Origin of the sequence: Aquimarina callyspongiae, from assembly GCF_034322225.1 — a bacterium.
Taxonomy (GTDB): domain Bacteria; phylum Bacteroidota; class Bacteroidia; order Flavobacteriales; family Flavobacteriaceae; genus Aquimarina.
Genome location: NZ_JAXLPA010000006.1, coordinates 189,236 through 214,980, shown reverse-complemented (window position 1 = coordinate 214,980; position 25,745 = coordinate 189,236). Strand labels below are relative to the sequence as shown.

Here is a 25,745-nt window from a genome sequence, read left to right as displayed (position 1 = left end):
TTTATAGCTTAATTGGTGTTTCTGTAAACTTAAATTTGAGTAATCCGTTGTCAAACAACTGATCATCATATATCAATTGAATATTTTCTCTTTCTGGTATATTGCCAAAATGAAGCAACAACCTTTTAAAAGGTGCTACTTTAAAATTTCTTTCAAATGTTAAACCTGTACAATTAATAGTATCACCAGATTGGGTTACTACTTTAAAATCTCTTTGAATCTTAAAAGACATATACTTTACCGATGATTCATAATCAAGATTCGTATATTTTGATTTGAGTAGGTCGTCTTCCTGTTGCTGTTGAAATTCTACTTCTATAATCCTTTCGTTCTTAACCGATTGATAAATAGAATCTATTTTTTGTAAATCCGAACCTCCTTCTTTTTTAAGAATATAATATTGCAGCGGAACCTCAGTTGCTTTATAAGTTATCTCTGAAAATGCATGTGAAACAGATTTAGATTTCCAGCCAATTTTCTCAAGATTAAATAATCTCTCTTCTATTTTTGAATTGGGTATTTCATTATTATTCTGGCAAGAAGAAAACAAAATCATCCCTATCAAAAAGAACATAAAATTCTTTTTTGACATCATCTATTAATTAAATTTTGAATGATTTTAGGTTACTTTTTTATTAGTTTTTCCAGTTTCTCTAACCTCTCTTCTAATTCTTTATTTTTTTCCTTTTGTGTTTTGATGGCTTTTTCCTGGGAGATTGTATATAAAGTAAGTTCTTCTACTTTTTCTAAAAGTTTTAAATTCATTTCTTTTAGGTTCACACCTTCTTTTTCCATTTCTACGGCTGAAGGTATATTGGGTAAATGTCCTTCTTTATTGATAAAAGCCTGAACCTCATCTAATGTTATTAGGTTATAATCTTTATAGAATACATAATCCGGAGCAATGGCTCCTAAAAGATCTACCTTTACTTCCTGCACGTGGATTTTACCTTTTACTGTTAATTTATAATTAGGATCTTCTACCGTTGTACCGATCGCGATTCTACCAGTAGAAATGATATCTCCATTAATATTTGCATTCCCAATTACTTCAAGTTTTTCTGAAGGTGTTGTTGTTCCAATACCTAAATTACCTAAATTATCAATTCTGATTAATTCATTAAAGCTTGTAGCTCCATTAGCTGTTATAGTTGATGCTTTCCCTATTCTCATTTGTGAATCTTCATGAAAAACTAATGCAGGACCATACTGCATATTGTTATTCAAACCAATCCCTAAAAAATTTGATCCCGATTGTATTAATTCATAAACACTACCGGAAGCTTTATTGATATGAAGAGCTCTAACAGGGTTATCTGTTCCTATACCTACATTACCAGTAGATGAAATATTTCCATCAATATTTGCTGCTCCACCTACAGCCAAATTATATCCATCAGGTATGGTATTGGTATTAATACCTAATTGATCAGTCGCAAAATCTCCATAGATCAATGGTTGTAGGTCATTAGCAGAGTTTTCTATATATAGTTTATTATCACTATGAATACTTTCACCAACCGTATGACCAATAAGAATATTATCTGAACCTCCATTTTCCAATCCTGCACCAACACCAATAAAAATATTACCTGACCCTGTACTTTCTTCTCCCGCTTCCGCTCCTATGTATACATTATTGTTTCCGCTTATATTTGATTTTCCCGCCTTTCTACCGACAAATGTATTGAGGTTTCCTGTAGTAGTATTATCCCCTGCTAAATCTCCTACAAAAACATTGTTAGGATTGGTTGCTGTATTATTTCCTCCATTATTTGATGGTGTTCCATACACTTCTATTTCATAAAGTCTAAATAAGTTATCTCTAGTACTTCCTAAACCATACAATCTAACCTTAGAAGTAGTTATTGAATTAAATGTTTGATTTACAATCCCACTTGTATTACTCGAACCATTAATGATTACATTCCAACTGGAACCATTCCAATACTCAAATAGAAATTGTACTCCTTCATCATATCCTCCACTATGTCCAGTCCAAAATTTCATTTGATTTATTTCAAAACTTCCTTGTAAATCTATCTCAATCCAATGTGGCCAAGATGTATTTGTACTTACCCATCTTGAAGAGTTTAAATTATTATTCCCATCAACGGCTTTCCCTCCAACAAAAGTTGTATCATATTGAGAGTCTGTAATAGTAGGTTTATTAAGTGCAACATTTGTTTGCGAAAACAAAATGTAATTACTTAATAAAAAAAGTAAAAAAAATAGATTCTTCATTTGTTTCAATTTAGTGTTATAGTTTTTTCTTAATTTATTGTTCAATTTTCTTAGTATTAGTTTTTCTATAATCTCTCTGTAAGCTTAACAAACTGCTTAAATTAGTTATGTTTTTAATACTATTTCGAGTAAAATAGGCTTCTTATAACGTAAAAAAAATATGTTTATACCATAGTTTTATTCACATCTCCTATAACTATGTGTCTCCATCTTCACATTTGTTACCACCTATTTCTTTTTTTTTTTATTTTTTACTAAAAAAAGCCACAATGCATCATTCATGCATTGTGGCTTTCTTATTCTTAAGTGTACTTTTTATTATGTATCGGATCTAATTCATTAACTCATCTAACAACTTAGAGGCTTTATTTTTATAAATACCATTATATTGAATTATTTCTTGAAGTAAGGGGGGTATCTTCTTAACTTCTCCTAACTTGAGATAAGTTAATGCAAGATACCAATTCGCGTCTTCATAAAATCTACTGTCTGCTTGTATGTTTTGAAACTGAAGTATCGCTTTTTCTTCCTGATTATTATTCAAAAAACTATTTCCCAAATACAATCTTAGTTGTTCTTTATCTGATAATAAAGGAGATGTCTCAAGTGCATTTATAACTTTGTCATAATTCTTTTTTACATAATCTGTCATGATTGCATCCAAATCATCTTTTGTTCCACCTCTAGTTGCATCTTCAACAGGATAAGCCACGTAATAAGACAGGTATAAATCTGTCATCTTATCTCCAGGTTCTATTGTACTCCATAAAATTGCACCTATTCCTAATAAAACTATAATCGAAGCTGCTATTTTCCAATAAGAAAAGAAAGATTTATTCGTTGATTTAATCTGTTCTTCTTCTTTAATCTCTTTACTAATCTTAATCAACTTTTCTTTAAAGTCTAATGTATCTTGATCACTTAATGTCTGATGTAAAATTCTGTGTTTTTCTACTTCATTTTCTAACTCTGGATTAATAGATAGTTCTTTCTCAAAAGCAGCACGTTCTTCCTGAGATAATGTTTTAGCAAGATACCCTTCTATTTTTTCAAATATTTCCTGAGTTCTTTTCATAAATTTTATTGTTTTTCAGAAGTTAGATAAACCTCTATATACATTGGATCTTTCTCAATCATTTCTATTAAAGATTTCTTACATTCAAACTTCTTTTTTCTGGTATACCCTTCACTGTACCCCGTTTTTTCAGATATTTCTTTCATACTCTTTCCTTCAAAAACTAAACTTAATACCACCCTACAAGTATCATTAAGTTTTAAAAAACATTTTCTAAATAAATGTTCTCGCTCTTTATTTTCGATTTCTTCGATTATAGAATCCTCTATACTTTCTACAATCGTCAGCATGTCTTCTTTAAAAGTCAACTTCTTATTTTTTCGTAGCCTATTTCTCCAAATATTCTTACATACCGCATAAAAATATGTTTTTAAAGTAGAGCCATCAATCTCAAGAGAACCAGATCTTAATTTTTGGTACATAAATACTAGTGCATCCTGAAATACATCTTCTACATCTTCTTCTCTTCCAGAATTCTGAAGTATATAACTACTAATATAATGAAGGTTGTTTTTATAAAAATCTTTTATAATCAATTCATCTCCATTAACAATTCCTTCTATAATTTCCTGATCTTCAATTCTATTCATAGGTTAATGTTATAAAATAACAAACTGTTACCTTTAAAGATGTATTTAACGAATTGTAAAAGTAACGTTTTTCCCTTCTTTTTTATTAATAATAAAATCATAAACCTATGGAACGGTTAGAATTTCTTTTTCATATGTAAATTATTGATATTTTCTCACAATATTCAATTAGGACTAAAACTCCTATCAATGTATGATGCCAGAATACTATTTTTTTTAGATATATAGATATATTATTTTTTAAAAAAAATATTTAATCAACACACTATTAATTTTGAAGAAATTTTGAGAAAAGTAGATATGTTTTCTTCTTATATAAGATATTATAAAGTCAATAATATAGATTAAAGTAACATCTATTCTCAACCTGGAAGAAGTAATTGAAACTCTTAAGTATGTTTTTATAAATAGTGATAAGTAAGAATAGTAATTGAAAAAATTAAAATCAATTCACTTTATAAAAATCTTTGGTTTCGTTTTGAAACTGTATGATAACCTGGGTATCTTTAATTTTTTTAATTTTAAGATCTCCAATCCTAGCGCCATTTCGAACTCTCTTTAACCTTCCGTTCACTCGTAAAAGTCCTAATTTTGACTTGCTTTCTTTAGATTTTACAAACCCTAAATATTCTATTTTAGGCCAATCTTTAATAGTTGTTGATTTTGGCCTTTGTATTCTTTGTTTTTTTGAAGTTACAGCGGCTACTGCTTTTTTTACTCTTATTGTTTTACCCAGAAAAGGATCACGTTCGGGAATAATTAAATTGAAGGTATCTTTTTTACGCAAAAATGTCTCTGGTGGTTTTACCAAAACATCTGCTGTAATTACAGTTTCTTCAGACATAAAGTATGGAGCAGCAAACTTATAGATCACTACTCCCCATATCAACGCTACTGCAGCGATAAGTACTTTATTTAACTTCTTTTTTTGCATTAATTTATATTAATTTGTCCGGTACTATTGTATTCACCAACGTTTCCTGCTTCATCTTCTCCTCGCACTCTCCAATAATACATTCCTGCCGTATCAAAAGTGTTAGAAAAACTACCTGTAGCATTAGAATCCGTTAAAATAACATTACTAAAATTTTCATCAGAGGCTATTTGTATTGTTCCAGTAATTCCTGATTGTACTGTTCCGGTATCATTATCAAAATTCCATGTAAAATTTACTTCCTGACTTGTCGTAAAATTCTGCCCTGGATTTGGTGAAACTAAATTAGGTGCTGGTGGGTTTTGAGTATCAACAAACAATACTCTACCAAAATAATCTGTAAAACTAGTATCATTTTCTGCACTTACTTGCCAGATATACTCTCCATCTTCAGTAATCGTAGTATTACCAATAGTAATTGAAGTATCGATAACATTAGTATCTTCAAAAACAACAGTTTCTGTAGAACTTTCAACCTTTAAAATTTGAAATTTATAAAAAGTTGCAGTATCAATCCCTTGCCAAGAAAAGGTAAGAGCTACATCATTTGTATAAATATTATTTAATGGACTATTGAGTAATACTGTTTGTCCCGAAAGATCTTCTGATGATACTACAGAAAATCCTGAATCAAAAGAATATGCGGTTTGATATGCAAAATTTTCTCCTCGTACTCTCCATTTATAAGAACCTGGATTTATAGCAAAATTAAATACAGGAGAATTTACTAAAGAATCCAAAATAATTGTATTAGTGGATTCATTATTGATTTGTATACGATAATCATCAGCTCCATCAATAGAATTCCATCTGAATTGTACTGAGTTTCCTTCTATCTGCGTACCTTCTAAAGGAGCTACAATAGTAACTAAATCGCTTGTGATATCATCTTCTATAATATCATCGCATCCTTGAAAACTTATAATGGATAGTAATACTATATATCTAGCGTATTTTTTCATAATTCTGAAATATAATTTGTTCAAATAATCTTTTTCTTCGTGTTCTTGGTTCTTTTTCTATATAAAATCGCAGGCTTACTACTCTGGAAAAGTCAAAATTCTCTTCATAGTTATATGTAGTTTTTAATAAATCTCCATAGTTACCTGTTAGGATTAGCCTATTGGTATAAATATTAAAATAGTTATCACTGGCTTTATGAATCTCTTCAAGTTTTACTAATTGTGTATTGTTATTGATATCAGTAAATGTATTGAGTATCTCTTGTTGTACTATATCTGGATTTGCTGTTTCTTTACCAATCAGTTTATCAAGATATGCCACTTCTGATGCAAGGTTTGTAATTCGTTGCTGAGAGTTATTTACTTTTGCAAGTTTTTCTTTGGATTCATCTAATAATTTTGCAGCATCAATAGTCATTTTAAATGATCTTTTATAAGCTGTTATACCCAAAACTATCATTAAAGCTAGTAGAGCAAAAAACTTCTTTTTATATGATAGATTCTCAAACATCGAATTTTAGTATTAGTTTGATTTTAAAAGAATTTGTTCTGTTTTCTCTTTGAAAATCTATGATTTTTACATTATCTACCCAGGATTGTTTTTTTAATTCTTTTACCCAGTTAGCAAAGGCAGAATTAGACGAAACTGTTCCTTCAATATTAACTTGGTTATTAATGAAATTAATTCTCTGTTCTGCCTTAATTTTTGAAGTTGTTGGAAAAACATTCAACGTTTGAAGGTTTACTTCTGACGGAACCTCTTTTGTGATTTCTGAAATATAAAAACTCAGAAAATTACTATCTATCAGTCCGGATTCTTTTAATATTGCTTCTTTATTTTCTTTATCCTTTTCTAAAGATACTAGTTTATTATATGCTACATTTTGTTCTCCTAACTGCACTTGTAGTTTATGATGCTCTTGCTGATAATGTCCAAGTAATAAATAACTAACCAAAAGAGTTAATAAGAAAAAGGAAAGAGTAAATGCACCTACTATATTAAATGCTTTTTTATAAGTAAAATCTTCTCTTTCTGTTGAAAGAAATTCGGTATCTGATATAATATCATCATTTGGATACAGGTAATTTATCAAATTAGCAAATGGGATAATATTTTCGCTCGAAATTTTCTCATCTCCAATGTTGTAATCTTTAATTTCGTAATCTGTATTTTTTTTATATCCTATTAACTGATTCTCTTTAAAAGATAACTCAGTATCACCTACTTGTAATACAGTGTTCTCCAGTAATTGTTGTATTCCTACTCCTACAAATGGTCCTAAACTAAGATTTAATATTGAAATTTGAGACTTCTTAAATTCTTCAATCTCTTTATCAATTAATTCTTTTCTTGCTACTGAAACATATATTGTTTCTTCTTGATGAAACTCATACCAATAAAAGTCATTGGGGTCATTATTAAACAATATTTTGGATTGATAATTAGGGTCGCTATTTACTTTTTTAGAAATAACTCCTTGCCCAGTGACCGATAATATAACTGGTTTATTTTTTGATAACGTGCTGATTAGTTGATCATAATCTTTTGTCACATATCGTTCTATAATAGATACATCGTTTTTGTTCTTCTGGATTTCGAGCAAACGAAATTCTTTTTCATTTTGGTTAAAATGAATCTGAACAGATTGAATCTTGTTTCCAAAAAGGATTGTATTTAAAAACTTATTTACCATTAATAGATCACGCTTGGTTTAATAAACACATGTAATTTTGATTTATCTTTTGCTTTTCTTCTACTACTAAAAAACCATTTAATAATTGGTATTCTTGATAAAAAAGGAGTCCCACTACCAGAATTTTCTCTTTCTAATTCATCCAATCCACCAAGTAAAATCATCTCGTTGTTCTTGATCCTAATTAAAGATTCGAATTTTTGCGTTGATTTACCTGGAGGTGCATTCTCTCCTGCTCTTGCCAAAAACGCACTCTTTTCTACAGAAATCTCTAATGTTACATGTTCATCTAATGATACAAAGGGTTTTATGTTTACACTCAAATTGGCCTCTGTAGGTTTCCATTGTCCAGATTGTACAATATTATCATTAACTCCTCTATTAATTAATTGATTAGTTTGTTCAAAATAATAACTGGTTTCTCCTATGGATACATTTGCTTCGTGACCACTAAGTGTTGCAATTTTGGGAGTAGACTTCAGGTTGATAACAGAATTGTTTTCTAAAGCGCTTAGATTGGCATAAAAATTCTTGGTTACTTTACCAATATTAATAACTCCTAAACCATTAAATGCATCTATCAATTGATTGATAGAACCCGAATTTAAAGTAACGTTTGTCGTTGGAAATACTGAACCTGTAGTTTTTACATCTTCGCTTCCATCTCCTAAGATTGCCTGGATGCCAGTTTGTATATCATATGATTTTTGGTATTGAACGATTAATACTTCTATTTGTACTAGAGGGACAACTTTATCTAACTTACGAATTACTTGTTTTAATTCTATAATTACCGGTTTAGATCCTGATACCAACATCCCGTTAAGCTCTACAAACTCTTGTATTTCTACATCTTGGGTTAAAGATTTTGGTAATGTAGCAAGTACTGATTCTATTGTTCTGTTTTCTAATTGAATCAGTTCTGTTGCCCTAAGTCCTGCTGTTGTTTCTTTTCCAATAAGGTAAAAATCTTCTGATTTTTTTACTGTATATTTCTTCCCTCTGAAAATATGCTCTAGTAAAGTATCAAAATCCATTTCTTCAGAAAAAATAGTAGTAACTACCTCATCTGGCTTATCATACATAGCATACCCAATTTTTAGCATTTCTGCTGCTTTTGTGATAATTTCGGTAGCATTAGCATCAAAAGCTTTGATCGCTAAATATCCGTTATCATTGAGTTTAATATCTAAATCTCCTGATACGTTTTTTTGATTATTACGAGAAGATGTCCTTCTCCTGTTAGTATTTCTATTATTATTTGCTGATGCTTGTACAATTTCATCTTTTGACAGAAAATAAAATCCATTTTCATCTTTTTCTGCTATCAATTGATTAGATTTTGCAATCATGTCAATCACCTGATCAAATGGACGATTTATGATATAAGCAGAAACATTCATAATTTTTGTATCCGGTGCCAAAACAATGTTTTTATTAGCTAATTCTGTAATCATTGCAGCCACTGCTGGCAAAGAATCATTTTTAAGCTTAACCGAAAGAAAATCATTCTGTTCATTATATGTAATATCAAGTTTGCGTTTTTGTTTTGGCTTAGGTTGTTCCTGAATTATTTCTTTAGCCTTAAAAACTATGATATTATTCATAAACTGTACATCTAACTCATATTTTCTGATAAGAAAAAGAAAGACATCTTTTACTTTTACATCATAAAAATTACTGACTACTAACTGATTAAGACCTGGATCAACATCTACATTAAGTTTATGTTCTTCTGCCAGTGATGTAATTATCTCAAACAATGTCAAGCCAGAAACATCAAGTTGTGTTGTCTCCTTTAATCCCTCTTTTACTTCTGCTATTTCATCTAATTGTTCTTCAACTGTTTGAAATGTGTCTTGTGAACAAATTATATTGAACGTTAGCAAAAAGCTAAGTATTAGTATCTTCTTTATCATCCCTTATCCTTCTATTATAATTGAATACACCTCTTCTATTGAGGTTATTCCATTTTGAATTAATCGCATCGCTTTCCCCGAAAGACTTGATGCTGTATAATCTGAAATAGATTCTTCCAGATTTACTGAGTTTTTCTTTATTTCTTGAGTTAATTTGCTATCAATTGGTATAACTTCATAGATTGCTGTTCTTCCCTTATAACCTGTATAATGGCAATTCTCACAGCCTTTAGGTAACCAATGTTTTTCTATTTGATCAAATGCTTCATTTTTATATTCTCCTTTGGTTAAGGAGGATTCTGTTTTACAAGAATTGCATAGTTTTCTAACTAATCGTTGTGCGACAGATATTTTTAAGGTTTCTGCAATTAAAAAGGCGGGTACTCCCATATCAATTAATCGAGAAATGGTTCCTAAAGCAGAATTTGTATGAATTGTCGATAATACAAGATGTCCTGTTAAACTAGCTCTAATTGCCATTTCTGCAGTAGCACCATCTCTGATCTCTCCTAGCATAATAACATCAGGATCTTGTCGCAAGAATGTTTTTAATGCACTAGTAAAGCTTAATCCTATATCTTCACGTAATTGTACCTGATTGATTCCTTTTAACGTATATTCAATAGGATCCTCAACGGTTACTATATTACTTGTTACTTTATTTAAGAGCTTTAAACTAGCATAAAGTGTGGTTGTTTTTCCAGATCCTGTAGGACCGCTTATCAAAATAATTCCCTTAGAAGCTTTTAAAGCTTCCAAGTAGAGGTGTTTTTCTTTATCCTCTAATCCAAGTTTATCAATACTAAGATGTCCTGTATCTCTACCAAGGATTCTCATTACAATCTTTTCTCCGTGTAATGTGGGTAAAATAGAAACCCTTATATCAAACTCATCATAGTTTATTCTTCCATCTTGTGGTAGTCTCTTTTCTGTAATATCAAGATTGGATTTGATTTTAATTTTATTGACAAGCTCCAGGTAGTTCTCTTTTTCTATCTTATATTTTTCTATAAGTTTTCCATCAATTCTATAGCGAATTCTGGCTTCGTCTTTAAATACTTCAAAATGGATATCACTACTTCCTATTGCTTTAGCTTCAAAAATTAATTCTTCAAGAAAATCTTGTGATGCAGATCTAAAGCTTTCAGTTTGATTTCTATCTTTTGTAGAATTATCACCAATTCTGTAATAGGATATTAATGCTTTTTGTATTATTTCTGAAGCTACAGGATGCAAACGAACAGATTTACCTATAATTAATTCTAATTCATCAATTATTGATTCCTGTTCTTGGGATTCATCTATAAAAAAGTCAATCGTATTAACAGTATCCTTCTTTGGAATAATACCATAATTATGAGCCAGATCAGCATTAATGATCTGTTGCTCTTCAGTAGTTAATATGATCTCGTTAGCTGTGTTCAATTTTATAATATTTTATTAAAGAAAAAATCAAAATCTGTAATATAATACCCTGCTTTGAGTATGATCATATACAAAGCTAGTAACCCTGCTAATGGCACTAAATTTGTCTTGGCAAATATCTTTATTATTAAAAATCCAAGTATTGAAAATAACATACCTGTAATAAAAAACAGGATGTAGTTATACGTAGAGAAAAACGGTATTACTGCTACAAAGAACAATACATCTCCTAATCCCATTGTTTGTTTAAATGGATTTGTAAAGCGTTTATTTTTAATTGACAAGTACAAGTATAACCCACCAAAAGTTATACATAAAAATGACAGGCTATATAAGAGAAATACAAAGCTATATCCGAGTTTGAAATACGAAACTAATCCCACAATTAAAATAATGACTGGTAATAGAATATGAATAGCTCTAAGCTTTAAATCCTGAATAAAAACCACGATCAATAAAAAAATGACTAATATTTGAAGAACAGTATCCAATGAATTAGTCTTTTATAGTTTCTTTCAACATTTTTTTCTGATCAATCTCCCAGGTATTATAGTTTCCATCATCATCAAAATCTGATAATGAAGTGGCACTAGCTTTAAAAGAATTTGTAGAAGCTTCAATAATTTCTATTCTATAAACAGCTTGTCCTCCTTGCTCTATCGTAAGTGCTGGTTCAAAACCCAATTCATCAAAGTCTGCAGTATATCTAGAATGCCTATAAAAATAATTTTTCTCTAATCCATAGAGATGATTTAGCATACTTTGAGCTTCAATTGATTTGGCTTGCGTGATTACCGAAGTTTGACTTGGTAATACCATCAACAATAATATACCAATGATACAAAGTACAATAAGTATCTCTGTCATCGAATATGCAGCAGCATACCATTTACTGTTTCGTTTCTTGGGTGATATAAAAGATCTTAATCCTTTCATATGGGTTAATTTATGGGTACTCAAAAGTGTTGAAAATGTTAACAAAATCTATAAAATTTAACTTCCATTAATTATTTTACTCAGGTCAAACATTGGAGCGTACATGGCAATCATGATCAATCCTACGATTAAACCTATTATTATAATGATAAGTGGTTCTAACACCACTCCTATCATTTTGGTCTTATGTTCTACTTCTTCATCATATTCATCTGCTAATCGAGAGAACATAGTATCCAATTCATTAATTTCTTCTGCTACCTCTACCATAGAAATTAATTTATATTCATAAATCTTGTGTTTCTTCATGGCAGCAGCAAAAGGAACTCCTTTTATAATATCATTTCTGATAGGATCAATAGAGGATTCTATTGGGTAAAACCCAATCATCTTTTTAACCATATCCAGTGACTCTGTCAATGATGTTTTTGAAGTCAATAGCAGATCTAAAAACTGACAGTATCTCGCCAGGTATACCATTTTAACCAGCTTTCCAAAAAAAGGAATTTTAAGAATAAACTTAGATTTATAACTTCTAAAAGTTGGATTCTGACCATAAAACTTAACTAAAAGTATTATTGAAATTATAGTTACTACTAACACTACAAAAATTGTTGGAAACCTCTCTGATAACACAATTATATTTTTAGTCAATTCTGGCAGGTCACTATCAAACTGATTGAATACTGATTTAAACATTGGCACAACATACGTCAACATAAAATACAATACTCCAACTGTAAGTGTCAGTACAAATGAAGGGTATGTGATTACCGAAATAATCTGTTTTCTAAGTTTTATTTGGCGTTTAAAATATTTATGTAACTCTAATAATACCGTATCTAACTTCTTAGTTTCTTCTCCAATCTTGATACTAAAATATTCGTAGGCTGAGAATTTACCTGTATCTTCAAGAGCTTCATAAAAACTTTTTCCTTTTACAATTTTTCCTTTGATCGTTAAAATTAGATCTCTTAGGTATTCTTTTTTTTGTTGATTGGCCAAAATATCTAACGATGTTTTAAAATCTACTCCAGCCGTAAGTAATGTGGCAAGGTCTTTATATAGGACTTCTTTTTCTTTTGCTCCTACTTTCTTAGAAAAACTAATTTCCTGGTTAAAAAAACTTCCAGTCGATGATGACGATTTACTACCTCTAGTCGTAGTTGTGCTTTTATTTATTTTACTAACATCTATCCCCATTACAATTGTTTTAATTTAAAATTAGGGGCATACTCCTTAATTACTGTAAACTCTAATGGTTCTTCAAACAACATAGTTTTGACAACTAACTTATTTATTAAATCTTCTTTTGTAATTTGATTAAATTCACTTTCTATGCCTATACTACTTACAGGTAAAGTATCATATACCTGCAATTGTTTTCTTATTAAATACTTATCTGTGATTTTATATTCTATTTCCTGATTGTTATAGGCAATAGTCTTAAACATTTTATACCCTTTAACTACTCTTTCTGCATTATAGAAATCAGTTTTTAATTGTACATAACTTCTGGTTAATTCATTCTCTTCATCAATAGATCTTTGATAATTCATTACTTGCTGTACAAAAGAAGAATACGCAAAATAGATCAATCCCATTATGATTGACATAATTGTTAGATTAACCAGCATTTCTAATATCGTAAACGCTTTTACTTTATTCATCCTTATCATTTTTATGTAACAAGTAATTGTATACTATAGTATCCTTAAGTGTTTGTACAATGTATTTTACATTTTTTAATTCTTTGTTTCCTTGAAAGTCTACTACTTTCTTTTGTATAGAGAATGTTTTAAAATCGTATACCTCATCATCAAAATCTCTATTTATTTTTACTTGATTATATAACTGACTTACTTTAAACTTTGTTCTATATGAATTAATAGAAGAACTACTATTTAGCACTGTTGCATACAAACGAATAGCGATTAACAAACAGGTTGCAATAATCGTAATTGCAATTACTGATTCCATCAATGAACTTCCTTTTAGAAAGTATTTATTGTATGTTTTTAATTCGTTCAAGTTTTTGTTTGTCTATGTTATCAAATAAAGGTAATCTCACAAAATCTTCTGGCAGCTCAGTTACATCCACAACTCCATTAAGTATGACATCTGCATATTTAGAGCTTCGAGTCTCTAATTGTAATTTATGTGTATACAATGTGCCTATAATACTTCCTTTAAGTTCCATAACTCCATTGCAATAAACATCTCCTACGACTAAAGAGTTTTCATCAATATTTACATAATTATTCTGTCGTTCTCTAAAACTAGATCCATCTATCACAATTCCTCCATAAATTTCTACATCTTCTGCAATAGTAACTTTCTTTTCATAATCTCTGGTTGAAGCTTGAATTACAATACATGATGGATATCGTAATTTAACTTCGGGCTCTATTTCTACTTCTTTATCTGCATATATTTGTATACTTCCTTCAAAGCCTTTTTCTACTACTACTTTTGGTGCCTGAATAATTACATCTTCCAGTTTTGTTGTATCATCTATATATACAGTATCTAAAGATTTTATAATAAAATTGCCTTTGATTTGCATTCTATCTAATACTTCTCGTTTATCCAGATATACAACAGCTGTCTTTTTATCAAACCCTCTATAAACAGGTTCACTATTCTTTAGTTTTGTTAACGTGGTTTCCAAAATATTTTTTGGATATATTAATTGAGGAGGAGAAATCTTGGGTAAATTTTGAGATGATAAAGTTATATTTCCTTCTAATTTAGGGTCATTAACTTGTTGATTACCTAATATATTTACAACCTTATACCTCTTTTTTGGAAGTTTTACATTTCCTTTAATTTTTGTGGATCCAGAAATTTTAAGTTCTTCTCCAAAATCACACATATATAGTGCTAAGGGATTTTTTTTAATTGTCTGACCTACAATATATTTTTTTTCAATAGTATCTTTTCTAAAGTATGCTTTCCCCGATAACGTTGAAAACATACCCCATCGTTCTTTTTTAAACTGACATAGTAATCCATCATCAAAAAGATCTACTTTTTTAGAATCTGTATTCTCTAATTCAGAAGAATTAGATAAAAAATAATCTAAACAAGAATCACACCTATCAATTAATTGTTCTTTTACCGATTGTCTGGTAGCCAATGTTTTATTGATTGTAAATATATAAATCAAACCACCACTAAGAATAGCGATAATCACACATATATATATAGCATACAATAAAGATCCGGCTTGTATCATTATTATTGCTTTGGAGAATTTTTGGCAGCGGTTTCCTTTTTCTTTTTAGCCAATTCTGCACGTTTTTTCTTTAACTCTCGTTGTTTTTTCCTAGCTTCTTTTTCCTTTTCAGCTTTTTTCTTTTCTTCGGGAGATTTCTTTTTAAAGGTATTGGAGAAAAATGATTTTATTTTGGTTCCTATTGTCTTCTTATCTGTGTTTTCTGTATCCTTTTCTTCAGGTTTATCTTCCTTAATTACTTTTTCTCCTTTCTTGAAATATAAGGTATCTTTTATAGCATGATCAATCCAAACACCGTGTTTCTTATGATTTTTATACTTTCCGGTAACAAGTAATTCTCCTGATTTAGAAAATTTTTGATATGCACCATTCATTATTCCTTTTTGCCAGTTCTTAACCTCACTAAGTTTACCATTCTCATACCAACTTTTCCAGGCATTATCTTTTACCCCATAAAAGAAGTCTCCTTGTTCTGCCAGGCCATTGACTCTATATGTTTTTTTATATAACCCATGTAAGACCTGACCATCCACTCCTCCATAGGACGAATGGATTTCTCCACTTCTAAACCAATAGTACTTTTTATGATTTTGTGGATCAGATTTTACTTTGGTTGAAACATAAAATGTATAATTATACTCATCATCAGAAATAATCTTCTTACTCACGTCATTACCTATATTTGATATAGATCCTAGTAAAAGAAATATTGTAAGGAATAATTTCATCTGTTTATATTTATTGTTTTTTTAATGTCAGATGGAATCTTTGACGATTTCATCTTTTTTAAAATTTTACTTTTTACTGACTATTAACTATTCCAAAATAAGTGATCAATAAAATTTAAAAACTTATTGTTCATTCGTTGTCTTATTTTGGGTTAATTTATTAAGGGTGCAAATTACGTTCATTATGATCAAAAAATGAACAAAAAAAGTAGTTTCATAAAAATCAAGTACCTACAAATCAAAAAAATCAAGCTACAACATACACATACCCTTTCATGCTGCAGCTTAATGATTTTTTATACTCGATAAATTCTTGATTTTACCTGCCTTTGAATTCATCTTTCTATAAGTAAGTGTCTTGAGTTTGTCAATTGTTACCTCGTTTTTCTTACTTTTTTTATTTATTTTATAAAAAGTAAGAAAAGTATTAGTGAAGAATGTATTAATATCTTTTACGGTACTTGCTCTCCCATAGAAGCAATCCATATCATAAACCACTCTTCGTCTGTAAGGTTTATCTTGAGAGCATCTACGGCTGATTGTATCCTATTAATTTTTGTGGAGCCAATGACAGGAAGAATCCCTGAAGGGTGTTTTAGCATCCAAGCCACCAAAATCTGATCTAGAGTAACATTATATTTTTCTGCCAACTCATAAACTACCTTATTAATCCTTACTACTCGATCTTCTGGTTCTTTAGAAAAGAATTTACCACCAGCCAATGTAGAATACGCCATTGGTTTGATTTCATTTAAAATACATTGATCTAAAGATCCATCAAGAAAAGGATCTAAGTGCAAAGGTGAAACTTCTATTTGATTGGTTTCTAAAGGAAAGAATTTATGAAGCATCCCAAACTGAGAAGTCGTAAAATTAGAAACTCCAAAATGCAATACCTTACCAGCATCTTTTAATTGACTAAAAGCCTCTGCTATTTCTACAGGATTCATTAAAGGACTTGGTCTATGAATCAATAAAAGATCGATATAATCCGTATGAAGATTTTTTAATGATTGTTCTACTGACCAAATAATATATTCTGTGGTAGTATTATATGACTGAACTATATTATCTGGACGATTAGGGGTTATCAATTTGATTCCACACTTAGTCACTAATTGTATTTGTTCTCTTACTACAGAGCTTTCTTTAATCGCATCACCAAACAATTTTTCTGTAGTATAATGACCATAAATATCTGCATGATCAAATGTAGTAACTCCAATAGACAAGCAATCCTCTATTAGCTTATGAGCATCACTAATAGATAGTTTAGCTCCCCATTCACCCCAATTCATACATCCAGCTACTATTCTTGAAAATAAAGGACCATTTTTTGAAAGCTTACTATCCATGTTTTTTAGTTTATGTGTTGCTAATAATCTATCGCTTCATAGATTAATCTTTGTATTTCTGATCTAATATTGTTAGAAATCAACTTACGATTTGCAGAATCAGGATAGGTTCTATTACTTAAGAATACATAAATTATTTCTTCTTCAGGATCTGCCCAGGTAAATGTTCCGGTAAAACCACTATGCCCAAAACTTGCCTTAGAAATACATCCACAAGTAGGCCCAACATCTCCTAATTGAGGTTTATCAAATCCTACTCCTCTCCTTACCTGATTTTTACAATAATAACAGGTATTAAATTCTTGCAATGTCTCCTCTTTTATATATTGTTTCCCTCCATAATATCCTCCGTTAAGATACATTTGCATAATCTTGGTGACATCGTTTGCATTGGCAAATAATCCTGCATGACCTCCAATACCACCGAACATTGCTGCTCCTTGATCATGAACATGGCCATGTACGATTTGTTTTCTAAACGCTCGATCATTTTCTGATGGAGTAATTCTCTTTTTATCAAACTTGGATAATGGTAGATACCCAGTATTACTAGCTCCCAGAGGTTTATAAAAGTGTTGTCGTGTTAACGCATCGAGATTATTATCATAATGTTTTTCTATAAACGCTTTCATCAGGTAATAGGGTAAATCACTATACTTATAACTTAATCTATCACGTAATTCACTGTCTTTGATTCTTAACATTAAAGAATCTTTCATATCACTTCTAAAATAGAGCTCATCCGTAACTCTTATATTAAAATCTTTAGATTTTTTATTTTGATAATATTTTTTATCCGGTTTAGAAGTAATGGTATCTAAAGTTTGTAAATAGAAAGGAATCCAGGCTCTTAAACGAGCATAATGAGAAAGCATTGATTTTATAGTGATATCTTCTTTATTAGACTCCTTAAACGACGGAAGCATTTCTCCTACAGTTGTTTTTAAAGACACTATTCCTTTATCTCTCAACTCCATTGTTAATGGTAATGTCGCCAAAATCTTTGTTAACGATGCTAAATCATAAATATCAGAAGCTTTTACTTTTCTAGTCTTATTATATGTATGATATCCATAATTTTTATTGAAAACGACTTTTCCTTTTCTAGCTACTATCAATTGCAATCCAGGAGTCATTCTTTCTTTAAGAGCAATATCTACAATAGAATCAATTCTATTTAATTTATAAGAATTCATTCCTACACTTTCTGGTAATCCATATGTCAATCTTTTCAAAGATCGAGTTTCATATCCTGTACCAACAGGAAAATCTTCACCTAGACTAACCGGTAGCTTGCCTTTAGCATCAATGGCTCCAAAAAGTAACTGGGCTGCTTTTTGCTGAGCCACTTCACTATTTTGATAAGCCATTAAAATTCCTTCAAAATTAGTTGTAGTTAGCAAGTCAAGCATAGCATATGGTCGAGAAAAAATATTTAGTACCGTATTGTTAAGCCTTGCTATCTCATACAACCATACAAGTTCCTTATCTTTAAATTTATAATCTTTCCATGGAGAAGCATTAGATTTATGAAAACCTACAATTACATAATTATAATTACGTAATTGATCTATCATTTCTCCTAACTGATTAGCTTTTACCCAATCTACCTGAGTATACTTATTTAATTCTTCAAAAAAAACGTCACTCGGATCATCTCCAAATGAAACATAAGCTACCTTCTTTAAGTCAAGGTTCTTAACTGGTAAAATACTTCTTTCATTTTTTATAACTGTCAAGGAGTTTTCTACTAATTGGTGATGTAACAAATCATTCTTGATGCTATTTAATTCTTCATCAAGGTATTCTGTTTTTACAGGTTCATATTTATTTAAACCTGCTTTAAATTTTGCCATTAAAATTTTCCTAACAGAATGAGATAACCTTTCTTCTGTTACCAGACCAGAATAATAGGCTGAAACAATTTTTTGTGAGGCTAATGGCACATCTTCTGAGATCAAAAGAATATCATTTCCTGCCAATAACGCTGCCAGATCAATATCGCCTGGGTCTTTAAAATCGGATGCACCTTTCATATTTAATGCATCAGTAAATATTAAACCGTTAAACTGTAAGCTATCCTTAAGGATATTGGTCACTACATTTTCTGATATTGAAGATGGATATCCTGATCTAGGTTCTAAACTTGGGATGTTTAAATGTGCGATCATAACACTAGACAACCCTTCTTTTATCATCTGTTTATATGGATACAGCTCTATACTATCAATACGTTGCGCTCCAAAATTAATGGTTGGAAGTGTCTTGTGAGAGTCACTATCTGTATCTCCATGTCCAGGAAAATGTTTTGCACTTGCTAATACTCCTTCTTTTTGCATTCCCTTCATAAATGCAAGGGCTTTTTGAGTTACATTGTCTTTATCTTCTCCAAAAGAACGGTTTCCAATAATTGGGTTTTTAGGATTGGTATTAATATCAACTACTGGAGCAAAATTAATATGTACCCCCAAACGTTTGCAATGTTTAGCAATTTGCCTACCTGTATCTTCAATCAATTGATTGTCTTGAATAGCACCAAGTGTCATATTCCACGGAAATGCATGGGTAGAATCTAATCGCATCGATAATCCCCACTCCGCATCCATACCTATTAGCAATGGTATTTTTGACAGTTCTTGGTATTCGTTGTTTAATCGTGCCTGACGATAGGGTCCTCCTTTAGAAAAAATCACTCCACCGATATGATATTCATCGATAAGTGCTTTTATTTTATCTGTTTCTTTTTTAGATTTTGACGAAAAGATATCTACCATAAATAGTTGTCCTACCTTTTCTTTTAGCGTCATTCTATTATATATACTGTCTACCCAACGTTTTTGAGCTTCAGAATCTTCTACAACCAAAGGATTCGCTTCTTGAGCATAAATACCTATGGTTAAAATAAAAAACAGTAATGGAATATTCTTTTGAAATATATGCCGCACGAAAATTCTAATTTAAAAAACGATTATGCCAACTATCCTTTGCAGGAACCTCCCAATCAGATCGATACTCGGCGATATTTGTTACCAGGTTATTAAATACTATTGTATTGGGAGAAACAGAGCGGTTTTTGGCCATTTTTCTAAAATCAGTGAGCGATTTATAAGCCACAAATTCTCCTTGTTTATATGAGACATTCATTTTATCCATTAGATCAACATTGTATGCCTTCTCTAATTGTTGTATAAAATGTACAGAAGCATCTATTGAGCATCCTGTAGCCTGGTTCATTTCCTGGTCTAACGCAATTACAATAAATCGTTTATACTTTATATCATACCCTGCTTTGAGGTCAGCACCGTGCGCTGTCCATTGGGTTATAAATCCATCTAATTTTTGTGTAATCTCCTCAAGTTCTTCTCCGGTAAAAGATCTATTGGCTTGATATACCCAAACTCTAGATGTATCCGGAAGTTCATTAAAATCTACTAACATCAGCTACTTTTTTTCCTTACTAAAATAACAAAAACTATTCCTAATTACTGTTATAAAAAAGAGTTAATATGAACAAACATATTAACTCTAATAAAATTGTACATAACTAAGAAAAAATCCTATAGATCCTGAGCATTGGCAATCAACTCTGCCACATCCAAAACCTCTATCTTATCTTCTTTTTCTTTATTTTTTACTCCATCGGTCATCATTGTATTACAAAATGGACAACCTGCTGCAATGATATCTGGTTTAGTTTCAAGAGCATCTTCGGTTCTTTCGATATTTACATCTTTATTTCCTGGCTCTGGTTCTTTAAACATTTGTGCTCCTCCGGCACCACAACACAAACCATTACGCTTACAACGTTTCATTTCTACAAGTTCTACTTCTAATTTGCGAAGTAAATCTCTTGGTGCCTCGTATACACTATTTGCTCTTCCGAGATAGCACGGATCATGAAATGTAATTCGTTTTCCCTTAAATTTTCCACCCTCAACGAATAACCTTCCTTCATCCAAAAGAGATTTTAGAAACTGAGTGTGATGCATCACCTCATAATCTCCTCCTAGTACCGGATATTCATTTTTTAAAGTATTAAAACAATGAGGACAGGCAGTTACTACTTTTTTTATTTCATATGCGTTCATTACCTCTATATTGGTAACGGCTTGCATTTGGAATAAAAACTCATTCCCTGCACGTTTTGCAGGATCACCAGTACAACTCTCTTCTGTTCCTAATACAGCAAAGTCTACCTTGGCATTATGAAGTAGTTTTACGAAAGCTTTCGTTATCTTTTTAGCTCTATCATCAAAACTACCTGCACAACCTACCCAAAATAAAACTTCTGGTTTTTTTCCTTCGGCCATGTATTCTGCCATCGTTGGCACCTTAACTGTCTCACTCATATGTAATACTTTGTATTTCTTAGTAATTTATCCAAATAAACAATATAAAATCAATACCTATTCAGATGAATTAATCTTATCTCTTATTTGGGATTATTAAAGATCTAACATCTTTAATTAATCATGTTTTCCATCATCAAAAACCTCTATAGTCACTACTCGTTCTACCAATTCTGTAAATTTACCTGTATAGCGGGTAGCTTTTACAAGGTGATTATCTATCCAATGGTAGTTTCCTCCTCTTGGTTTTCCCATTAATAAACTATGGTATTTAAAACCATGTTTATTTAACCAGGTTTCTGTAACCTCTCTATGATCTTCTGTCCTAGATGTAAAGAAGCAGATAATATGTCCTTGATCAAACCATTTATTTAATGTTATCAATGCATCTGGAAATGGTTCACAGGTAACCATACGTTCTGGTTCTTCATTTGGTACATCTTCAGTAATAGTTCCATCGATATCGATGAGATAATTTTTCATCCCTTCTGGCAGGACCGGACTTACATGCTCTCCAGCCTCTACTTTATCGTGCAATAACTTTTCTACTTCTTCCTTCTTCATAATTGTAATTTTCTTTTGATTTATGGTTTAATCGGTTAATATTAATACTTTCTTGGTTTTGAAAGTTTTGGTTTTTTATTCATTACTCCAGTTTAATCGATCCATTTGGTTAAATGGCCACGGAGCTCCGTTGTTTTCTATATTGGACATCATATTATTTAAATCTGATGGTGCTGCACTTTCTTCCATCACCAGATAACGTCTCATATCAATAATAATAGATAACGGACTTATACTTACCGGACAGGCTTCTACACAAGCATTACAACTTGTACAGGCCCATAATTCTTCAGGAGAAATGTAATCATTAAGTAATTGTTTACCATCATCTACAAAACTACCGTTCTTATCGATATTATCTCCTACTTCTTTTAAACGATCTCTGGTATCCATCATTATTTTACGAGGAGATAGTTTTTTTCCTGTTTGATTTGCAGGACATTCACTTGTACAACGACCACATTCTGTACAGGTATATGCATTAAGTAATTGGGCCCAGTTTAAATCTGTCACATCAGAAGCTCCAAATTTTTCGGGTTCTGCTTCTCCTTCATCTTCTGCTGGTGCTGCAAAAGGATCTGCATTAGGATCCATCATCAGTTTTACTTCATTCGTTACTGCTTCCAGATTATCCAATTGTCCTTTAGGGTTTAAATCTCCAAAATATGTATTAGGGAACGCTAAAAGAATATGTAAATGTTTTGAAAAGTATAAATAATTTAGAAATACCAGTATCCCTAAAATATGTAACCACCAAGCTCCTCTTTCGATCAAAAGTAAACTTCCTTCTGACATCCCATTAAACAATGGTGATATATACTGACTTATAGGATATGCTCCTGCTTTAATATAATGATCAGCACCTAAGTTTTGTAATTGAAGGTCTGCAGCATTCATGACTAAAAACAATGTCATTAATACCATCTCGAAGTATAAAATCAAATTACCATCGTTTTTTGGCCACCCTTTCATCTCTGGATTCCAAAAACGTTTTAATTTAATCACATTACGACGAATCCAGAAAAGGACTACACCTACAAATACCAAAAATGCTAACACCTCAAAGGATCCAATCAAAAAGTCATAAAACCCTCCTAAAAATGCAAATATTCTATGGGTACCAAATATACCGTCTATAATAATCTCTAATACTTCTATATTGATAATTATAAATCCAACATATACCACAATGTGTAATATTCCAGAAACAGGTCTTCTAACCATTTTGGACTGACCCAAAGCTATTCTAGCCATATTATTGAATCGTTCTCCTTTATTATCAGATCGATTGACATCTTTACCTAAACGAATATTACGAATGACTTTACGAATATTCTTAGTGAAATATCCAATACCTGCTACTAGGGCAATTACAAATAAAATGTTAGGTATATATTGCATAAATAATCTATATTAATTTATTGAGTCGGCTGGTTTTTCGTAAGGTTTGTTTTTCTTTCCAAATACAGAGATATGTACGTATCGTTTAGGGTTTAAACGAAGATCTTGTAGCAGAAGTTCTAATTGCTTACTTGTTTTTTCTAAATTATCGTACAGCTTATCATCTTTTAGTAACTTTCCTGCTGTTCCTTTTCCGTTATTCAAATCTTTTGATATACGATCAAAATTTGACAACACAGTTTCCAGTTCCTTACTTATTTTTCCAATATTTACTTGCGACAACGAATCTGAAACTTTGCTAAGATTATTAGACATCTTATCAAGGTTAGTAAACGTTCTTCCTAATTTTTCTTCATTATTAGCCAACAAGCTATTTATTCTTTTTGAAGTAGTTTTAAATTCTTTGATTGTTATGCTTAAATCAGAAAAAATAGAATTAAGATTTCTTCTGTTGTCTACAGATACTATTGACTTAAATAATGTATCCGCATCTGTGATAGCGGCTTCTAGTTTTTCTTGTAATGGAGTAAGCCGATCGTTAACTAACTCTAATAAACCAGCTTCTATTCTTCCTGGTAAAGTATCTTTATCCTTTGCTTCTAATCCTTTTTCATAGACAGGAATAATAGCAAGTGATTTACCGCCTATTAATCCTCCTCCATAAACTTTGGCCTGACTGTTTCTTGAAAAAGAAAAATCACTATTTACCGTAAACTCTACGATAAGATTACCCTGAGTATCTGCAAAATCTATAGAAACAACCTGCCCAACGACCAAACCGTTAATAGTAACAGGCGATGAAGGAATTAATCCTTCCACATTATCATAAACCGCATATAGGGTACGATCATTTTCCAGAAGGTTTTTACCTTTTAAAAAACTATATCCAAAAATAAGTAGTGCTATAGCACATAGTGCTAATATTCCTGTTTTGACTTCTTTAGTAAATTTCAAAATAGCTTTCCTTTTAAGTCACAAATTTAGGATAAAAAATAGATTATTATGCGCAAATAATAAATGAATCGCAGTATTTATTTAGATTAATTCGACGAATTAGTTGCTTTCAGTGCTTCAACAAGAGGAATTGGCTCATTATTCCGGAAAGCAACAACAAAACTTGAAGTAAACCCTTTGCCAATTGCAATTTCTTTCAGTTCCTTAATCAAGGTATAATTTGCTGTTTTTCCGTAATAATATTTATATAATTCGCCAGATTGCTTTTTAGAAAGCTGATCCAGGCCATTAAAATTAAACGACTGCAATTCAATATCAGTAGTCCCCGCAGCTATTTGAACTTTAAACAATACCCCTTCATATACTTTATCTCCTTCCATTTCTGTTTTAATCTCAACAACTTCTTGTATCTCTGATTTTGGAACATAATATATTGCATCAAGACTTTCTTTATAATCAGTTATTGAAGTTGCAATAGATTTTGCCATTTCTTTTTGACCTTTATCAGAATTTAGATACTTCCCTTCCTTATCATTAGTAAGAAACCCAAGTTCTACAAGTACACTAGGCATATATGTTTGGTGCAATACCACAAAACCAGCTTGTTTTACACCTCGACTTTTTCTTGTTAGTGATTTTTTAAAACGGTTTTGAACAAAACTGGCCAATGTAAGACTTTGTTCTAAGTATTCTTCCTGCATCAGAGTTAAACCTATGATTGATTCTGGGGAATTAGGATCAAACCCATCATAATTCGCCTCATAATTATCTTCTAAGAGAATTACAGAGTTTTCATTTTTAGCTACATTAAAATTTTCATTATTCGCATGTAAACCTAAGACAAATGTCTCTGTACCATATGCTTGCGAACGGTGAGAATTGCAGTGTACAGATACAAAAAGATCTGCTTTGGCTTTATTAGCAATACTACCTCTTTCATGCAGTTCTATGAATTCATCAGTTTTACGAGTATACACTACATTAAATCGTCCATCTTTTTCTAACATAGTTCCTACCTCTAAAACCACTTTAAGAGAAATTTCTTTTTCTCTATAACCATTACCTCTGTTTCCCGAATCATGTCCTCCATGCCCTGCATCCAAAACAACAGTAAATTTATTGTTTTCCTGAGCAATAGTAAGGTTTACAAAACCAGATAGCATAAAACTAATGGCAGCAAATAAAGCTGTATATGTTGCTTTTCTTTTCATCAATTTTTTCAATAAATGTTATTATCCTTGAAACATTCCCTTCATGTTTCAGTATTTAATATACTATTTTCAAAATATCAAGGTTATGACCTTTGAAAACAGTAAGAAACTTTTATTATTATATAACTCAGAAGATCTCTTTTTGATATATTTTTTTATTTTTTTA

General features: G+C 30.9%; 25 protein-coding genes. All 25 read right to left on the bottom strand.

The features are described 5' to 3' along the window. Position 1 precedes the first annotated feature (1 nt). A complete protein-coding gene (locus U0D62_RS22840; protein WP_322289678.1) occupies positions 2 to 592 on the bottom strand; it encodes a hypothetical protein in 591 nt (196 codons plus the stop codon). 32 nt (positions 593 to 624) lie between these two features. Beyond that, entirely contained in the window at positions 625 to 2,244 is a 1,620-nt protein-coding gene (locus U0D62_RS22835; protein WP_322289677.1) for a discoidin domain-containing protein, read from the bottom strand. A gap of 331 nt (positions 2,245 to 2,575) precedes the next feature. Then, entirely contained in the window at positions 2,576 to 3,319 is a 744-nt protein-coding gene (locus U0D62_RS22830) for a tetratricopeptide repeat protein (RefSeq protein ID WP_322289676.1), read from the bottom strand. A 5-nt stretch (positions 3,320 to 3,324) separates the two neighbouring features. After that, positions 3,325 to 3,909 (bottom strand): RNA polymerase sigma factor, encoded by a 585-nt coding sequence (locus tag U0D62_RS22825; protein WP_322289675.1) that lies wholly within the window; start codon positions 3,907 to 3,909, stop codon positions 3,325 to 3,327. Positions 3,910 to 4,354: 445 nt separating this feature from the next. Next, entirely contained in the window at positions 4,355 to 4,843 is a 489-nt protein-coding gene (locus U0D62_RS22820) for a hypothetical protein (RefSeq protein WP_322289674.1), read from the bottom strand. Then, complete coding sequence (locus tag U0D62_RS22815; RefSeq protein ID WP_322289673.1) at positions 4,843 to 5,805, bottom strand: hypothetical protein; 963 nt, start codon at positions 5,803 to 5,805, stop codon at positions 4,843 to 4,845. Before U0D62_RS22815 ends, U0D62_RS22820 begins: the two co-directional genes overlap by 1 nt. Next, on the bottom strand, positions 5,789 to 6,316 hold the full coding sequence (locus tag U0D62_RS22810; protein WP_322289672.1) for a hypothetical protein: 528 nt from the start codon (positions 6,314 to 6,316) through the stop codon (positions 5,789 to 5,791). The genes U0D62_RS22815 and U0D62_RS22810 overlap by 17 nt, the downstream gene beginning before the upstream one ends. Next, positions 6,309 to 7,499 (bottom strand): PilN domain-containing protein, encoded by a 1,191-nt coding sequence (locus U0D62_RS22805; protein WP_322289671.1) that lies wholly within the window; start codon positions 7,497 to 7,499, stop codon positions 6,309 to 6,311. The genes U0D62_RS22810 and U0D62_RS22805 overlap by 8 nt, the downstream gene beginning before the upstream one ends. Continuing rightward, positions 7,499 to 9,388, bottom strand: coding sequence for a type II secretion system protein GspD (locus tag U0D62_RS22800; protein ID WP_322289670.1), 1,890 nt, complete (start codon positions 9,386 to 9,388; stop codon positions 7,499 to 7,501). The genes U0D62_RS22805 and U0D62_RS22800 overlap by 1 nt, the downstream gene beginning before the upstream one ends. Before the next feature lie 33 nt (positions 9,389 to 9,421). Then, positions 9,422 to 10,843, bottom strand: a complete 1,422-nt coding sequence (locus U0D62_RS22795; RefSeq protein ID WP_322289669.1) for a GspE/PulE family protein — start codon at positions 10,841 to 10,843, stop codon at positions 9,422 to 9,424. Between the two features lie 2 nt (positions 10,844 to 10,845). After that, the gene (locus tag U0D62_RS22790) at positions 10,846 to 11,334 is read right to left on the bottom strand and encodes a hypothetical protein (RefSeq protein WP_322289668.1); all 489 of its coding nucleotides are present in this window, start codon (positions 11,332 to 11,334) and stop codon (positions 10,846 to 10,848) included. Between the two features lie 4 nt (positions 11,335 to 11,338). Next, positions 11,339 to 11,779, bottom strand: coding sequence for a type IV pilin protein (locus U0D62_RS22785; RefSeq protein WP_322289667.1), 441 nt, complete (start codon positions 11,777 to 11,779; stop codon positions 11,339 to 11,341). Between the two features lie 57 nt (positions 11,780 to 11,836). Next, positions 11,837 to 12,982 (bottom strand): type II secretion system F family protein, encoded by a 1,146-nt coding sequence (locus U0D62_RS22780; RefSeq protein WP_322289666.1) that lies wholly within the window; start codon positions 12,980 to 12,982, stop codon positions 11,837 to 11,839. Beyond that, positions 12,982 to 13,449, bottom strand: a complete 468-nt coding sequence (locus tag U0D62_RS22775) for a PulJ/GspJ family protein (RefSeq protein ID WP_322289665.1) — start codon at positions 13,447 to 13,449, stop codon at positions 12,982 to 12,984. Before U0D62_RS22775 ends, U0D62_RS22780 begins: the two co-directional genes overlap by 1 nt. Further along, complete coding sequence (locus U0D62_RS22770) at positions 13,442 to 13,759, bottom strand: hypothetical protein (protein ID WP_322289664.1); 318 nt, start codon at positions 13,757 to 13,759, stop codon at positions 13,442 to 13,444. The genes U0D62_RS22775 and U0D62_RS22770 overlap by 8 nt, the downstream gene beginning before the upstream one ends. A gap of 25 nt (positions 13,760 to 13,784) precedes the next feature. Further along, the gene (locus U0D62_RS22765) at positions 13,785 to 15,017 is read right to left on the bottom strand and encodes a hypothetical protein (protein WP_322289663.1); all 1,233 of its coding nucleotides are present in this window, start codon (positions 15,015 to 15,017) and stop codon (positions 13,785 to 13,787) included. A 2-nt stretch (positions 15,018 to 15,019) separates the two neighbouring features. After that, entirely contained in the window at positions 15,020 to 15,745 is a 726-nt protein-coding gene (locus U0D62_RS22760) for a toxin-antitoxin system YwqK family antitoxin (protein WP_322289662.1), read from the bottom strand. A 452-nt stretch (positions 15,746 to 16,197) separates the two neighbouring features. Then, entirely contained in the window at positions 16,198 to 17,100 is a 903-nt protein-coding gene (locus U0D62_RS22755; RefSeq protein ID WP_322289661.1) for an aldo/keto reductase, read from the bottom strand. Between the two features lie 20 nt (positions 17,101 to 17,120). After that, positions 17,121 to 20,045, bottom strand: coding sequence for a glycoside hydrolase family 3 N-terminal domain-containing protein (locus U0D62_RS22750; protein ID WP_322289660.1), 2,925 nt, complete (start codon positions 20,043 to 20,045; stop codon positions 17,121 to 17,123). Positions 20,046 to 20,052: 7 nt separating this feature from the next. Beyond that, a complete protein-coding gene (locus tag U0D62_RS22745) occupies positions 20,053 to 20,538 on the bottom strand; it encodes an ABC transporter ATPase (RefSeq protein ID WP_322289659.1) in 486 nt (161 codons plus the stop codon). 119 nt (positions 20,539 to 20,657) lie between these two features. Further along, entirely contained in the window at positions 20,658 to 21,449 is a 792-nt protein-coding gene (locus tag U0D62_RS22740; protein WP_322289658.1) for a (Fe-S)-binding protein, read from the bottom strand. 117 nt (positions 21,450 to 21,566) lie between these two features. Beyond that, positions 21,567 to 22,013 (bottom strand): LNS2 domain-containing protein, encoded by a 447-nt coding sequence (locus U0D62_RS22735; RefSeq protein ID WP_322289657.1) that lies wholly within the window; start codon positions 22,011 to 22,013, stop codon positions 21,567 to 21,569. Positions 22,014 to 22,088: 75 nt separating this feature from the next. Then, entirely contained in the window at positions 22,089 to 23,414 is a 1,326-nt protein-coding gene (locus tag U0D62_RS22730; protein ID WP_322289656.1) for a (Fe-S)-binding protein, read from the bottom strand. Positions 23,415 to 23,426: 12 nt separating this feature from the next. Continuing rightward, positions 23,427 to 24,368: an MlaD family protein gene (locus tag U0D62_RS22725; protein WP_322289655.1), complete on the bottom strand. Its 942-nt coding sequence runs from the start codon at positions 24,366 to 24,368 to the stop codon at positions 23,427 to 23,429. A gap of 86 nt (positions 24,369 to 24,454) precedes the next feature. Beyond that, a complete protein-coding gene (locus U0D62_RS22720) occupies positions 24,455 to 25,579 on the bottom strand; it encodes an N-acetylmuramoyl-L-alanine amidase family protein (RefSeq protein ID WP_322289654.1) in 1,125 nt (374 codons plus the stop codon). Positions 25,580 to 25,745 lie beyond the last annotated feature (166 nt).